The organism is Paenibacillus sp. DS2015, from assembly GCF_050433705.1.
In the GTDB taxonomy this organism is placed as follows: Bacteria; Bacillota; Bacilli; order Paenibacillales; family Paenibacillaceae; genus Paenibacillus_AQ.
In genome coordinates this window covers 12,931-27,078 of the sequence record NZ_JBNPWS010000030.1, presented here as the reverse complement: position 1 = coordinate 27,078, position 14,148 = coordinate 12,931, and the positions used below count along the sequence as shown (strand labels likewise).

Here is a 14,148-nt window from a genome sequence, read left to right as displayed (position 1 = left end):
CTTGTCTTCAGCTTCGCTTCAATTTATTGAAGTGGGCTAGATAATAGGCTAAGCTCAGGATTACTCTCTAATGCTTCATTACAGTAATCGCAAGTCACTCTAACCGTCACTTCTCCGCTTAAATCATACGCTATTATATCTCTACGTTCTGCGGGGGTCAAGGAATGGAAACCAAGCTGCATCTCAGTAACAGAAGCAGATTCAATTGTTCCTAATACGGTATGACAATGCCGACAAATGTAATTTATAGCCATCTTATGCCTCCTGAAAGTGATTTATACCCTCAGTATGCCCAAGTTGACCTATTTCAGCCCTTTTTGCCATACCATAACTACAATCCGTTGAATTTCGCCATCGTCTGTTCAAAGTTATGATCCAAACTAAACTCTACCGCATTACAACTCTGATCTATCATTTCTTGCACATACGCCTTCTCTTTCTTCGCAAAAGAAGAAAGCACATAATCGACGATAGCAAATCCTGGCTCAGGTCTAGAGATCCCCATCCGAATTCTGTTAAATGTTTGTGTGCCTGTGTGCTGAATAATGGACTTAATCCCGTTATGTCCGCCAGCACTACCCTGATAACGCAAACGAATCTTACCCACAAGTGTATCTAGATCATCATATACAACAACTAGATCTTCCAGCGGAGCTTTATAGTAATCCATGTAGGCGCGAACCGATTCACCTGATAAATTCATATAGGTCATCGGCTTAATTAATACCACCTTCGTCCCACCTATATTGCCTTCACCTATCAATGCCTTACATTTACTAGGTCCAAATGAAATATTGTGTCGTGCTGCTAAAGTGTCAAGTGCCATAAAACCTATGTTATGGCGCGTTTTGTCATAAGAAGAACCTGGGTTCCCCAGTCCTACAATCCATTTCATGGGTATATATATCCTCCATCGAACTATATTTGAACAATGACATTAAGCTTATATTGTTCGTGTTTGCATTCTTAATTCTAAGAGCAGGATGCTTACAGAATGCACTTTAAGGGTTATATTTCCTCAAACGCTTGAGGAAACATAACCCTTGTGTATTATTCATAACCCTACTCGATCTCGAATAGTTTACTAATAGACAGCTCTTCATGGACACGAATAATTGCTTCGCCCATAAGTGGAGCAACCGATAACACTTTAATCTTACTGCTTAGATTTGGATGCGAAATCGGTATGGTATCTGTCACGATGACTTCTTTAAGTGGTGAGTTTTCAAGTCGCTCCATTGCTGGACCGGATAACACTGCATGTGTACAGCAAGCGAAGACTTCCTTGGCTCCACCTTCCATCAGCGCATTGGCACCCAGAACGATAGTTCCGGCTGTGTCAATAATATCATCGATTAGAATCGCAGTTTTCCCTTCGATATGACCGATAATATTCATGACTTCACTCACATTTGGCTCTGGACGACGCTTATCAATAATTGCAAGCGGAGCATTCAGGAAATCAGCCAATTTTCTTGCACGAACTACACCGCCATGGTCTGGAGAGACCACAACTGGATTCTCGATCTGCATCGAGCGAAAATATTGAGCAATAATGGGAACGCCCAACATATGATCCACTGGAATATCAAAAAACCCTTGAATCTGCATCGCATGTAAGTCCATCGTAATAACACGATGTGCTCCAGCCTTCTCAATTAGATTGGCTACCAACTTAGCGGTAATAGGATCACGTGAACGAGCTTTACGGTCTTGACGTGCATACCCGTAATATGGAATTACAACGTTAATGCTCTTCGCTGAAGCGCGCTTCAATGCATCAACCATAACGAGTAGTTCCATCAAGTTGTCATTCACGGGGCCACAAGTAGATTGCACAATATACACGTGACAACCTCTTACACTCTCGTTCAACTTAACCTGAATTTCACCATCACTAAAGCTTGTCGTATGGGAATCACCCATTGGGATACCGATATAATCTGCTATTTGATTAGCCAGCTTCGGATTAGAGTTACATGTAAATATCTTGAGTTTGGAATCACAATAAGTCATAAAATAAGAACCCTCCGTGCCGATTCATTGGAATTCATACCTACTTATTACCACCTGATCTATGAATTAAACTAATTTTTGATAACCTGCGAGCACACTAGCCTTTGTTCTTCTTAGCACGCGCCTGAGCACGGAACTTGTCCGCATAACCCGGCTTGTTCTCTTGTCGTTGTCTGGCAATAGCCATATCATTCTCAGCAACAGATTGTGTAATCGTAGAACCAGCTACGATAAAAGCACCTTTACCAATGGTCACTGGAGCGACAAGATTTACATTACTACCGATGAACGCATCGTCTTCAATCTTAGTGACAAATTTATTATACCCATCGTAGTTAACCGTTATCGCTCCACAGCCAACATTTACATTTTTCCCTACGAAAGCATCTCCGATATAACTTAAATGAGACACCTTAGATCCATTATCAATCGTAGCATTCTTAATTTCTACGAAATCTCCGATCTTAACGTGATCTCCAAGCTTTGTCTTCGGACGTAGATATGCAAAGGGTCCCACCGATGTGCCTGAACCTACTTCAGCATGATCCAGTACAGAATGCTTAACGGTTACACCGTTAGCAAGGGTAGAAGAATCAATGTCACTATTAGGACCTATGATACAATCCTCACCAATGACGGTATTTCCTTTAAGTATTGTTCCTGGGTAAATGATGGTATCTGAACCAATGATAACATCAGCGCCGATGACAGTAGATGCTGGATCAATAAGTGTTACGCCATTTAACAAATGTCTTTTGGCGATTCGTTCGCGCATAAATCGTTCTGCCTCTGATAGCGCCAAACGATCATTAACACCGATGGATTCAGCCAAATCATCCGTATTATAACCAAGAACTGTTTCTAATTGTTGCACCAAAATACCAATAACATCAGTCAAATAGTATTCTTGCTGAACATTATTGTTATCCACTTTCTCTAGCGCCGCGAACAATTTAGCATTATCAAAACAATAAGTGCCTGTATTGATCTCTTGAACAGCATCTTCTTCAGGCGAGCAGTCTTTCTGTTCGACAATCCGAAGAACTCTACCCTCTTCACCGCGAATAACACGTCCATAGCCCTTAGGATTATCCATTTGGGCCACTAGTATCGTTGCTGCCGCCTTATGACTCTCATGCAGCTGCACGAGCTCTTCAAGCGTCTCTGGCGTAACTAGCGGTGTATCTCCACAGATCACAATGGTCGATCCAGTCTCATTACCTAATAAAGATTTAACCTCTTTAACGGCATGTCCTGTTCCCAGTTGCTGTTCTTGTAACACGTATTCTGCGGAACTTCCTAGATAAGATTGTACAGCTTCTGCCCCGTGTCCAACGACCACGACGACTCGCTCGCTGTTGACTTGTTTGACAGTGTTAAGCACATGTCCCACCATAGGTTTCCCACAGACGGGATGAAGTACTTTATATAATTTGGATTTCATCCGTTTGCCTTGACCTGCGGCCAGAACTATAGCCATTCTTTTCAAGGGTCTTGACCTCCCACTCTAGAACTCACTACTGAATATATCTTATTCTACGAAAAAAGAAAAGAGAGCCCGTGTTTATGGCTCTCTTTCTTTGGACCCCAATAGTACATCTTAAGCGCCTTCTTCGATGACTTCTTCTTCATTAGCCGCACTTTCGTATTCTGCCAATACAGCAGATTGAATCTTCTCCCGAGTACCAGAAGAGATTGGGTGGGCGATGTCGCGGAATTCTCCATCAGGAGTACGCTTACTAGGCATTGCAACAAACATTCCGTTGTTTCCATCAATAACCCGAATGTCATGAACAACAAATTCGTTATCAATGGTAATGGATGCGATTGCTTTCATTCTCCCCTCAGAGTTAACGCGGCGGAGTCTGACATCCGTAATTTGCATGTGTGTGTTCACCACCTTTTTCCATTCAGAGACTTGGTGTATAATTCCACACAGCAAACCAAAATCCTTTTTTTTCTAATAATAAAATATCCTAAAATCAGGAATTTTTTTTCGAAAAATAAGTTTCGACAGACTTCTTGTTTATTCCAAGGTAAACCGCCCATAAAATACCATTTAATCGACAAATATTGCTCTCTAGCGAGAGAGCTAATCTTCGAAATAATTCCCTGGGCTTACGGATATTTCTTTACTTTTAGAATCAACTGCCGTCAATTTAGCCAAGGAAACATAATCATGTAATAGACGTTCCTCAGTTTCAACAGCTCCTGATTCCACTAATACACCTACGCCTGCAACTTCTGCATTAAACTCCGCCAACAGATCTACCATGCCTTGAATGGTACCTCCCGCTTTCATGAAATCATCCACAATTAATACTTTGGATTTTTCCTTTAAAGCACGGCGAGATAATGACATGGTATGAATGCTCTTGTGTGAACCAGAGACATAATTGATACTTACGGCAGACCCTTCTGTTACCTGATGATCTCTACGTACCAATACAACGGGCAGGTTGAGCTGTGCTCCTGTAGCGTAAGCCAAAGGAATCCCTTTAGTTTCCACCGTCATCACCACGTCAATCTCTTTCCCTGAAAAAGCCGTTGCAAAAATTTTCCCAGCTTCATTCATAAGTGCTGGTTCACCCAGTAAATCGGACATATATAAATATCCTCCGGGTAAAATACGATCCTTCTGTTCTAACTGACTACACAAATCCATAGCAAAAGCTAGGGCCTGCTTTTTAGGAATTTGGGGAATAAACCTTACCCCACCCACCGCTCCAGCAAATGTCTGAAGCTGGCCCATGCCTTCATCCTCGAATACCTCTTTGATGATAGCAAGATCTTCACTGATTGAAGATTTAGCTGCACCATAGCGATCAGCAAACGTTGTAAGCGGGATTAATGTATGCGGTCTAGACAACAAGTACTGGGTCATTTCCACCAAACGTGCGCTTCGCTTTATTTTTTTCACGAAATACCCCTCGCTAAATCCGAATGTTATATAATAAATATATCATTTTTATACGTGTTTATACAAGAGCAGAAACCTTTAAGTCAATAAACGTACCGCATACACCTCGCGGCAAAAACCACGTAGGCCATTATAAATCCGAGGAACCTTCGATTCCTTAGAGACAAGTCCGAATACTGTCGGTCCACTTCCAGACATCAGCGTGCCATCCGCCCCTAGATTCATCATAGCTTCTTTCAATTGTTGCACCTGTGGATGTAACTTAAGCGTAACATCTTCTAGCACATTGCCGAGCTGGGCGCATACATCCTGGAAACTTCCCGATTGAATAGCCGTAATCATGTCTGCAGCAGACGGATGTTTCTTTATCTGGTTAGCCTTGAACCGAGTATATACTTCTGCTGTAGATACATTGATAGGAGGTTTGGCCAGAATCACCCACATCTGCGGTGGATTAGGTATTGGAGTTAACTTTTCCCCCCTGCCTGTAGCTAGAGCAGTCCCTCCAGTGACACAGAAAGGCACATCAGAGCCGAGCTCTGCACCAAGTAGTTGTAATTCATGCATCGGTATCCCAAGGCCCCAGAGTCGATTAAGACCTCTTAGCGTTGCAGCAGCATCGCTACTCCCCCCGGCTAAACCAGCCGCAACAGGTATCTTTTTGTCGAGATGAATATGTACACCATCTTTGACATCATAGCGATCCTTAATAAGTCTGGCTGCCTGAAAAGCCAAGTTTTTCTCATCAAGCGGAATATATCCAGCCTGACTCGATATAATAATGGTGTCTCTCGGCAATTCCACCATCTCTAACCGATCTGACAAATCGACCATCGTCATCACCATTTCTACCTCGTGATAACCATCAGAACGCTTATGTAAAACATCTAGCATTAAATTAATTTTGGCCGGTGCTTTTTCATAAATCTTCAAGGCGTTTCACCCACCCTCAACTTTTCCCTCATGATAACTTCAAACATTATACCAAACTGTCACTGTCAAGTCATTCCGAATATAACACCTCACCTGACTAAAGTGCTCTTATCTGTATATAAGAATAAATGGTATTGCCGTCCTTAAAGGGATGATACCCGATTCTTGGAGAAATAAAAAAAAAAGGAGACCCACCCTGTTGGGCTGGTCCCCGAATCAATATCTCACTTAATCAGGATTGCGTGCTGCCGCTTTCTCTGCAAGCTGAATGGCTCGTTTCACCATATTCCCTGCATCTTTAGCCCTAATCCCACCCCAGCCCTCTTGCTGAACAGTATCGTAGAATCCTAGGTCCTTCGCAAGCTCATTCTTAAGTTCCTCAGACATAACACTACGTCTCTTGCGGCTCATAAGCAGTCCTCCTCTGAATGATAGCACGGATGATCCCTCTTATTATGACGCCCTACACCGCATCTCATACTTTCTTATTTTCACCATATTTAAGGCAATAAAAAAACAGCCCCCTCAATAGAGAGAACCGTTCTGTCTTTATTTTAGTTATATTATACTTTGATATGTTCAATAACGATCTCAGAATTATTTCCACAGATAGTGACTTCCACCGAAGCGGTAAGGATATCTGCATAACTATAAGATACTCGTTTAAAAGTCTGCTGTTCCTGGTCAAGCTTTACAATAAAAACAGAAGGGTACGTTTCTTCCAACACACCAGTTCTCTCGACAGTCTTTCTTCGACCGCCGTTTGCACGTAGCATGATTTTCTGGCCTACGTGAGCATCTAGACTGTGTTTAATTTCTAACAGCGAATTATTAGCCATTTCTAACGACCACCTCTTTCCTTGTCCATTATAGCGAACTTTTCAAAGGTTGTCAAATAAAACATTAATTATATCAGCAGTAAAAATAAGTTGTCAACGATTTTTTTTGGGACCTAAATTTATAAGGAAAATGCTGACTATTCCAACAAAAAAACCGTTAAATCCATGGTTGATTTAACGGTTTTATCATACTCCTGACAATAAAACATCATATCCTAAAGAATTACAATTCATGTTAACGAAGCCAGAGCAAACTAGATGGATGGTATCACCTTGAGTGTTGATAAATCAAGAAGGCCTGGTTGACCCATTCGATAACATCCTCTGGACTCAATACCACCCACACCTTGACTGCCACTAATTGTATTGTTGAGGATATCATTCATGTTAATGGTCTCCCTTACGGAGGTAAAAGAGGCCTTAGATGCCACATAGACCGGATCCAGCGCATGAATGAGGATTCGCCCAGGTGAGCTTGCAAAATTAGCTCCTGCTTGCAGGAGTGCTTCAAAATGAGACTGGCAGGCTCCCGCAACAATCGTCAATGCATCTAAATGTCGCTCATATTGACGGGCAACTTGAATGGCCGCTACGAAATGTTGGGAATTTTTGTAGCTATTCAAGCTATAAAGGTCTCTAGGTTGCGGATGCCTCAACACACCATCATGCCCAGTAATAACGACAATGTTAGGCTGCACCTTAGGTAACAGCCTATAGAGAGCCTCAGCCATTCCCGCTTCCCTCACATAGTGGCCCTCTGCTGGGACACGAAGTTGTTCATACACATGCAGGCTTTTTTTGAGATAATTAGGATCACCGTCCAAATGTAGGACTTTACCTGGAACTTCAAAATACGTTGGTTCTATGGATTTATCCCATTCTCCAATCATTTGAGCTTGGTTACGTGCCGTCTGCTTCTCCTGATCAAGCTGAAGAAGCGACAATGACTCTGTAGCCTTCACTTGTGCCCTCTGTGTCTTCTCGTTAGCGGGTGGATACGGAACTCTCACCAGATCCTCTAGAGGCGAATCCGCTAGTAGTCGAAATTCCGTCCCCTTAAGTACAGCGAAGTTCTGCCGTAAATCTTCGATACGGAACGCAATATCTCCACCATACGATTGCCGTACGACTAGGTCACCTAAATTCATCAGAACATCACCCCTACCCCATGGTATGGGCGAATGGCCTTATTGGTTCTTCTAAGTTTGCGGTGGCCTATTGAATACCCGCTTCAAGTAACGTGTTACTGAGTGTAGCAAACTCCTGTAGACTAAGCGTCTCCCCACGGCGGGATGGCGTAATTCCAGCTTGCTCCAGTAAAGCATCAATCCGTTCACGTCCTCCTTCGGGCGCGAAACGACTCTTTAGGTTATTAGAAATGGTTTTGCGCCGCTGTGCAAAGGAAGAGTGCACTACATCGAAATAATGTCTCTCATCCTTGACATCAACCGCAGGTCGATCTCGTACTGTAAGGCGAATAACCGCTGAATCAACATTAGGCTGAGGAATAAACACCGTGTTTGGAACGATACAGACGAGCTCAGGCTCACTGTAATATTGAACCGCAATGCTAAGAGTTCCATACTCCTTGCCCCCAGGAGAAGCAGCCATACGCTCAGCTACTTCCTTCTGGATCATGACAACGATATGTTCTAGAGGTAGCTTCTCCTCGAGTAACTTCATCAGAATCGGGGTAGTAACATAATAAGGTAAGTTGGCAACTACGCTCACCTTGGACACCTCACTGAAATTAGCCTTAAACAATTGCTGTAAGTCCACTTCCAGCACATCGGCATGTTCAATCTGAACATGTGGATAGGGTTCAAGTACTTCCTGCAATATGGGAATAAGACGGCGATCGATTTCCACTGCGGTAACGGCACCAGCTACCTGTGCCAATTTCTCCGTAAGTGCTCCAATACCAGGGCCAATCTCTAACGCCCCTTTCGTGGAATCCAATTCTGCCGCATTTACAATTTTAGTTAATATATTTTGATCAATTAGGAAATTCTGCCCCAAGCTTTTCTTAAAAGAAAAACCATGGCGCCGAATGATCTCCTTCGTTCGCCTTGGTGTAGCGATATCATCTATTTCATTCATATGATTTAGCCTCCCTCTTCTATTTGGGCGAGGGCGCGAACAAACTCATCGCGCGTAATCTGAAACATAGCTAAGCGCTTAAGAAATTGCTTGCCGTTACAATACCCAATCCCAAGAATGTTACCCATAGCCATCCTACGTGCAGCTGCTTCCGGGTGAACAAGCAGACCTGCTTGTACCAGATCTTCCATATCAATCAGGCTCTCTGCGCCCTCATAAGAGGTATGTACTCGGGCTAATGCATGCTGAATAGCTGCAGGCGAAGCATTCTCAACCCCAATATCGCCCTTTCGCGTCGCCTCCGCTTCAGGGATGAATGCATGTTTGCATCCAGGCACCTTCGCCGTAATAATTTTGCGAATACGCTCCCCCGCGTGATCAGGATCCGTTAGCACGATCACACCCCTACGCTCTTGCGCTAGAGCAATCCGTTGTAGAATACGGGCATTTATAGCTGAACCACCCGTCTCAATAGTATCTGCATCTACCGCTCTTTTAATGGCTGTGGTATCATCGCGACCTTCCACAACGATAATTTCTTTAATCATACGAATATTCCTCCCTGGACAAGACAACAACAAAAAGAAGAGGAATACACCTCTTCTTAGCATGACATAACAATGATCTTAATATTATAACATTAGAAAGCTGTTGTAAAACCCGAGCAACATTAGTTAAGCTCTGGCTTTACAGGTCCTATTACATAGACTGTTCTGCCCGATTTACGACCGAAGTCGCGTGCATTTTGTAGAGAGTCGAAGTACATATCGATCTTATTCCCCTTGATCGCACCACCCGTATCTTCTGCTCGGCGGAAGCCCATGCCTTCAATGTAAACCCACCACCCTAATGGAATCACATTAGGATCAACAGCAATCGTACGTCCTTCTGTTACACGAGTACCCGAAGCAGTGCGAGTACCTATCCCAGGTTCCTCTGATGAATAGGCAGTCATCGATACATTATTCAGCACTTTCTTGTAAGTGAAATCGACACCTGCCTTACTCACCTGATTGTTGGAGCTTACTTTGGTAATAGTGCTCTTAGGCTTAACCTCAGCTTTAGCCACAACCACCTTCGGTGCTTCTACCTTTGTTCCTACTGCGATTACTTTATGCTGCGCCACGGCCTGCACTTCTTTGCCTACCATACGCATAGATACCAGCTTACCATCTTGGTATATTTTTTCAATATTTTGAATGACCGTTCCGGTCTGTCCCTGCTGTACCACTTTGACTTTGCCCTTCAGGACCGTTGCATCTGCTGTCTTGATAATCCGAAAAGGTACTTTCTCTGTGCGTTGTACAGTTTGTTTATTAATCCGAACGATCTTAATATTCATATTATCCGTGACCGATGTGGTCAGAGAAGGAAATACTTTATCATCGCTCTCTAGTGAAAGTCCTAATTCTTCCATAGCGCCTTTCACTGTGTTCTTAGTTGTAAATCTAGTCTTCGTTTGACCATCTGATGTCACTTGAATCTCGATTGCACGGCGAATAACTATTTTGTCCCCGTCTACAAGTGAACCATTCAACGGCATAGAAACTTGATCTTCTGGCTTCAGTATAATAGCCTCTTCATCCAGCATTTCCTGAAGTATTACCCGACTTGTTTCCACTGCTTTAACTTGACCATCTACCACCAGATACACTTGTTTGCGTGCTTGAAAACTAACAAGCAGCAAAACCAAAAGAGTAATTGCGATTGAAATAATAGCTGCAAGTGAGATCTTAGTTAAATACTCATGCTTCCATCGCAATGCGTAAGTCATGCTGGATGATGGTGAATCATGGGTTTCTTCTTGTTGAAAACCGCCCACTTTCCGATCCTCCTTCATAGCCTCGCCGTCTAAGATAATGCATGATTGTAATTGACGTGACTATTTTTAAATTTTTACAGGACGCGTAACGTGAGATTGTCCTGCATCATGTACCCGTCTGCTCGACATGGTTGTCACCTCCTGTTAAACAACAGTATGATGACATCATTGCCTTTATTCTAAAACAAAAGAAGCCAAAAGAAAGAGTTAGAGGAACTCTTTCGTGGCTTCCGTAATTGTTAGAACAATTGGAATGTATGCACGAGGTTGCCTCTCTTCATAACGCTTACGAGGTTAGCTGTCGGGTTTGGACGAAAGAGAGCCGCCCTATCTTAGGTCACACGCTCATGGCGCATGCCTTCAAATTCACCCCTAGACCCTAGTAAAGAAATCATATATGCCATCATCATCACAAGTTTGTGAAGTGTCCTGTCATATTGGTTTCCCCGTTCTCTTATACAAGAGACTCAGCGAGACTGGTTCAGGAAAATATTGCCGCTCTAATATAGAGCCGCTCATACCACTGAAAAGATGATATCCTGTTTCTATGCATGTTGTAAAGGAGTAATCAACCACAAAAATCTGAATAAATGGTTAAAATAATGTAATATTCTCGCTTAATATAGTTAAAAAACCTTAATCATTCGCTTATACTCGTCTTTTCACCTGTTTTACTCTCTTTTTCACAAAATGCCAAAACGATCCAGTGCATTTTGAGTAGTTATTTGGGCTAATTCTTCGATGTCAATCCCTTTAATTAGCGCAGCTGCCTCTGCCACTAGTCTTACATGAGCAGATTCATTTCTCTTTCCACGAAATGGATGGGGTGTCAAATATGGAGCATCCGTTTCAATCAATAATCGATCCATTGGCACCTGTTGTAAAACCTCTTTTGGCTGCTTCGCATTCTTGAATGTGATCGGTCCTCCAAAGGATAAATGAAATCCCATATCTAGACATAACTTGGCAGTTTCCCAGCTACCTGAATAAGAATGCATAACCCCTCCAACTTCACTCGCCTTCTCCTCACGCAAAATTCTAACGACATCTTCGTGAGCATCACGATTATGAATAACAATGGGCATATTCAGCTCGCGAGCTAGTCCAATCTGCTGACGAAATACGCGATGCTGTACATCCTTAGGCGAGGTATCCCAATAATAATCAAGCCCTATTTCACCAATGGCTACCACTTTATCATGCTTACATAAAGAGGCGATCCACGCCATGTCTTCTTCCTTCATGGTAATGGCATCTTGAGGGTGCCAACCCACGGCCGCATAAATGAAATCATATTGCTCAGCCAACTTCATGGTTGTAGGAATGGTTTCTCGATTAAAGCCAACGTTAATCATTTTACCTACTCCTGCCTTTAGAGCATTCGCAATCACCTCTTCGCGGTCCTCGTCGAATTGTAATGCATCCAGATGCGTATGTGTGTCAAATAACATCATCCTAAAAACTCCTTTCATGTCGATCTCTTGTTGGTATTAAATAGACTATCTATAACTTAAATATACGGGCAACAGCAGGTGAGAACAGCGTTAATACATCTTTGAGCTTTTCTTCGGGATAATAGAGGTGGTTCTTCCCTCGGTGTATTCCACTAATGGAACGCACAATATCTGATACTTCAGAAATTTCCCTCAGACCATCCTGTCGATCCAATAGCAAAATTTGTTTCTGACTGGCCTCATCCCCTGGATGGAAAACATCATAAGGGAGGTCCGTAGGGAAGTCACTCTCGAGATCGTAATCTGGATTTAGACCTACCTTTAGAAACTCTTGTCTAATTTCGCTAATCATATTGGCATCCAACATTTCCAATTCTACATATTTATACAGCCTGCGATGTATAAATCTACTGCAAAGCTCACTTAGTATGTTATCTTCCTCTCCAATCCACTGCATAAATGCAGTCTGAAGGAGTGCTTCATCCATTTGAAGGTATAACTCGACCGTCACATTATCCTCAAACAGCCCTTGCAATGGCTTCAGCATAAATTTAAATTTGAAGCGATCTCTGTAAAGTTCTTTCGCCCGGCGAAAGATTTGGCGAAGTAAAATTTCTGAACTACGCGTTACTGGATGAAAATATACCTGCCAGTACATTTGATAGCGGGACATCAAATAATCCTCCACCGCATGCATACCCGATTCTTTTACAACGATGCGATCCTGATAAGGCCTTAACATTCTTATAATACGATCAACATCGATCGTACCATAATTTACACCCGTATAATACGCGTCGCGTAGCAAGTAATCCATACGATCGGCATCTAATGGACTTGATACCAGGTTAACGACGATAGGCTTATCATACGTTTTGGCAATGACCGAGGCTACTTTTGCTGGTAGTTCAGGATCTACCTCACTCAGAATGTCATGTACTTCAGTATTCCCCATAATAATGCGGCAAGTCCAGTCCTCATGATTCATATGAAAGGCTTCTTCTATAGAATGAGAAAAGGGTCCATGACCTAAATCATGCAAAAGCGCAGCACAAAGAGTTAATAACTTTTCTTCCTTCGGCCAATCCGTATAATGGTTCCTTTCAAATAATGAAATAATTTGACGCGTGATTTCATAGACCCCAAGTGAATGAGAGAATCGACTATGTTCTGCCCCATGGAAAGTTAAATAGGAAGTCCCTAATTGGCGTATTCTACGCAACCGTTGAAATTCTGATGTATTAATCAAGCGCCAAATGGTCGCATCTTCAACATGGATATAATTATGGACCGGGTCTTTGAATACTTTTTCCTCATTTAGACGACCTAACATACTTCATCAACTCCTTTTTTGATCATAAATCGGCTGTTTTTCGACATCTTTTGTCGAATCATGTCTAAAGCTGGCGAATGTCTAATTTCCAAATCGACATATCTCGCATTCTTATCTTTAACCCTATCTTATATGCTTCTAACAGTCGACTAGCGGTACTTCTTAAAAAAAATTAAAAAAAAACGATTTTACAGGTTGACTGTTTTGGGAATCGTTGGTATTATGAATATCATAAAAGCGAGAAGTATGTCGAATTATGACATTATAAATAATCGCGAGAGGAGCAATGATTAGTATGATGAAATCAACTGGGATTGTAAGAAAAGTAGACGAGCTTGGACGGGTTGTTATCCCAATCGAATTGCGTCGTACACTAGGTATTGGAGAGAAAGATGCTCTTGAAATTTACGTAGATGGCGAACGCATTATGTTGAAAAAATACGAGCCAGCTTGCATCTTCTGTGGCAATGCAGAAAATGTTATATATTTCAAAGGTAAAATCGTTTGCAATGAATGTATCTCAGAAATTCCAGTACCCGTGACAATCTAAACAGAATAGTGTATACTAGCAATAATTAAATTGTTAATTCTAACCTTTAAATATCTCCTTGATGTCTTCCGCAGGCTTAACTCAGAGCCCGAGGGGGACATTTTTTTGTAAACATATGATTGATTCCTATCATTGTCGCGTCATCATACCTTATGTCTTAAGGGCAAAGGAAACGATTGTC

The 14,148-nt window shown here is 42.3% G+C and carries 16 protein-coding genes and 1 riboswitch; of the genes, 1 reads left to right on the top strand and 15 read right to left on the bottom strand.

The genetic code is table 11. The annotated features are described in order from the left end of the window. Positions 1 to 23 precede the first annotated feature (23 nt). From J2T13_RS20610 to J2T13_RS20540, 15 genes are all read right to left on the bottom strand, one after another. Positions 24 to 254 (bottom strand): anti-sigma-F factor Fin, encoded by a 231-nt coding sequence (locus tag J2T13_RS20610; protein ID WP_429374245.1) that lies wholly within the window; start codon positions 252 to 254, stop codon positions 24 to 26. A gap of 77 nt (positions 255 to 331) precedes the next feature. Next, positions 332 to 895 carry an aminoacyl-tRNA hydrolase gene (gene pth, locus J2T13_RS20605; protein WP_429374244.1) on the bottom strand — a complete coding sequence of 188 codons (564 nt, stop codon included), beginning with the start codon at positions 893 to 895 and terminating at the stop codon, positions 332 to 334. 167 nt (positions 896 to 1,062) lie between these two features. Continuing rightward, complete coding sequence (locus J2T13_RS20600) at positions 1,063 to 2,016, bottom strand: ribose-phosphate diphosphokinase (protein WP_429374243.1); 954 nt, start codon at positions 2,014 to 2,016, stop codon at positions 1,063 to 1,065. 97 nt (positions 2,017 to 2,113) lie between these two features. Continuing rightward, positions 2,114 to 3,496 carry a bifunctional UDP-N-acetylglucosamine diphosphorylase/glucosamine-1-phosphate N-acetyltransferase GlmU gene (glmU, locus tag J2T13_RS20595; protein WP_429374274.1) on the bottom strand — a complete coding sequence of 461 codons (1,383 nt, stop codon included), beginning with the start codon at positions 3,494 to 3,496 and terminating at the stop codon, positions 2,114 to 2,116. Positions 3,497 to 3,616: 120 nt separating this feature from the next. Further along, positions 3,617 to 3,901 (bottom strand): septation regulator SpoVG, encoded by a 285-nt coding sequence (spoVG, locus tag J2T13_RS20590; protein ID WP_068532683.1) that lies wholly within the window; start codon positions 3,899 to 3,901, stop codon positions 3,617 to 3,619. Positions 3,902 to 4,108: 207 nt separating this feature from the next. Then, the gene (gene purR, locus J2T13_RS20585; protein WP_429374242.1) at positions 4,109 to 4,936 is read right to left on the bottom strand and encodes a pur operon repressor; all 828 of its coding nucleotides are present in this window, start codon (positions 4,934 to 4,936) and stop codon (positions 4,109 to 4,111) included. Between the two features lie 78 nt (positions 4,937 to 5,014). Beyond that, positions 5,015 to 5,869, bottom strand: a complete 855-nt coding sequence (ispE, locus tag J2T13_RS20580; protein WP_429374241.1) for a 4-(cytidine 5'-diphospho)-2-C-methyl-D-erythritol kinase — start codon at positions 5,867 to 5,869, stop codon at positions 5,015 to 5,017. Between the two features lie 228 nt (positions 5,870 to 6,097). Then, on the bottom strand, positions 6,098 to 6,280 hold the full coding sequence (locus J2T13_RS20575) for a small, acid-soluble spore protein, alpha/beta type (RefSeq protein ID WP_429374240.1): 183 nt from the start codon (positions 6,278 to 6,280) through the stop codon (positions 6,098 to 6,100). Positions 6,281 to 6,432: 152 nt separating this feature from the next. Beyond that, complete coding sequence (gene veg / locus J2T13_RS20570) at positions 6,433 to 6,708, bottom strand: biofilm formation stimulator Veg (RefSeq protein WP_429374239.1); 276 nt, start codon at positions 6,706 to 6,708, stop codon at positions 6,433 to 6,435. Positions 6,709 to 6,962: 254 nt separating this feature from the next. Continuing rightward, positions 6,963 to 7,856 carry a sporulation peptidase YabG gene (yabG, locus tag J2T13_RS20565; RefSeq protein WP_429374238.1) on the bottom strand — a complete coding sequence of 298 codons (894 nt, stop codon included), beginning with the start codon at positions 7,854 to 7,856 and terminating at the stop codon, positions 6,963 to 6,965. Positions 7,857 to 7,923: 67 nt separating this feature from the next. Next, positions 7,924 to 8,808: a 16S rRNA (adenine(1518)-N(6)/adenine(1519)-N(6))-dimethyltransferase RsmA gene (rsmA, locus tag J2T13_RS20560; RefSeq protein ID WP_429374237.1), complete on the bottom strand. Its 885-nt coding sequence runs from the start codon at positions 8,806 to 8,808 to the stop codon at positions 7,924 to 7,926. A gap of 5 nt (positions 8,809 to 8,813) precedes the next feature. Next, positions 8,814 to 9,356 (bottom strand): ribonuclease M5, encoded by a 543-nt coding sequence (rnmV, locus tag J2T13_RS20555; RefSeq protein WP_429374236.1) that lies wholly within the window; start codon positions 9,354 to 9,356, stop codon positions 8,814 to 8,816. 122 nt (positions 9,357 to 9,478) lie between these two features. After that, on the bottom strand, positions 9,479 to 10,630 hold the full coding sequence (locus tag J2T13_RS20550; RefSeq protein WP_429374235.1) for a 3D domain-containing protein: 1,152 nt from the start codon (positions 10,628 to 10,630) through the stop codon (positions 9,479 to 9,481). A 268-nt stretch (positions 10,631 to 10,898) separates the two neighbouring features. After that, a riboswitch (cyclic di-AMP (ydaO/yuaA leader) is annotated at positions 10,899 to 11,113 on the bottom strand. A 200-nt stretch (positions 11,114 to 11,313) separates the two neighbouring features. Beyond that, positions 11,314 to 12,084, bottom strand: a complete 771-nt coding sequence (locus J2T13_RS20545) for a TatD family hydrolase (protein ID WP_429374234.1) — start codon at positions 12,082 to 12,084, stop codon at positions 11,314 to 11,316. Positions 12,085 to 12,133: 49 nt separating this feature from the next. Next, complete coding sequence (locus J2T13_RS20540) at positions 12,134 to 13,417, bottom strand: HD domain-containing protein (RefSeq protein ID WP_429374233.1); 1,284 nt, start codon at positions 13,415 to 13,417, stop codon at positions 12,134 to 12,136. A 295-nt stretch (positions 13,418 to 13,712) separates the two neighbouring features. Here J2T13_RS20540 and J2T13_RS20535 point away from each other — a divergent pair, with 295 nt between their 5' ends. Further along, positions 13,713 to 13,967: an AbrB/MazE/SpoVT family DNA-binding domain-containing protein gene (locus J2T13_RS20535; protein WP_429374232.1), complete on the top strand. Its 255-nt coding sequence runs from the start codon at positions 13,713 to 13,715 to the stop codon at positions 13,965 to 13,967. Positions 13,968 to 14,148 lie beyond the last annotated feature (181 nt).

Excerpts from the sequence above, each read along its gene's own strand:
- pth (WP_429374244.1), bottom strand. The coding sequence starts at position 895 with ATGAAATGGATTGTAGGACTGGGGAACCCAGGTTCTTCTTATGACAAA.
- J2T13_RS20600 (WP_429374243.1), bottom strand. The coding sequence starts at position 2,016 with ATGACTTATTGTGATTCCAAACTCAAGATATTTACATGTAACTCTAAT.
- glmU (WP_429374274.1), bottom strand. The coding sequence starts at position 3,496 with ATGGCTATAGTTCTGGCCGCAGGTCAAGGCAAACGGATGAAATCCAAA.
- J2T13_RS20610 (WP_429374245.1), bottom strand. The coding sequence starts at position 254 with ATGGCTATAAATTACATTTGTCGGCATTGTCATACCGTATTAGGAACA.
- yabG (WP_429374238.1), bottom strand. The coding sequence starts at position 7,856 with ATGAATTTAGGTGACCTAGTCGTACGGCAATCGTATGGTGGAGATATT.
- J2T13_RS20575 (WP_429374240.1), bottom strand. The coding sequence starts at position 6,280 with ATGAGCCGCAAGAGACGTAGTGTTATGTCTGAGGAACTTAAGAATGAG.
- J2T13_RS20535 (WP_429374232.1), top strand. The coding sequence starts at position 13,713 with ATGATGAAATCAACTGGGATTGTAAGAAAAGTAGACGAGCTTGGACGG.
- rsmA (WP_429374237.1), bottom strand. The coding sequence starts at position 8,808 with ATGAATGAAATAGATGATATCGCTACACCAAGGCGAACGAAGGAGATC.
- spoVG (WP_068532683.1), bottom strand. The coding sequence starts at position 3,901 with ATGCAAATTACGGATGTCAGACTCCGCCGCGTTAACTCTGAGGGGAGA.
- rnmV (WP_429374236.1), bottom strand. The coding sequence starts at position 9,356 with ATGATTAAAGAAATTATCGTTGTGGAAGGTCGCGATGATACCACAGCC.
- J2T13_RS20545 (WP_429374234.1), bottom strand. The coding sequence starts at position 12,084 with ATGATGTTATTTGACACACATACGCATCTGGATGCATTACAATTCGAC.
- J2T13_RS20540 (WP_429374233.1), bottom strand. The coding sequence starts at position 13,417 with ATGTTAGGTCGTCTAAATGAGGAAAAAGTATTCAAAGACCCGGTCCAT.
- veg (WP_429374239.1), bottom strand. The coding sequence starts at position 6,708 with ATGGCTAATAATTCGCTGTTAGAAATTAAACACAGTCTAGATGCTCAC.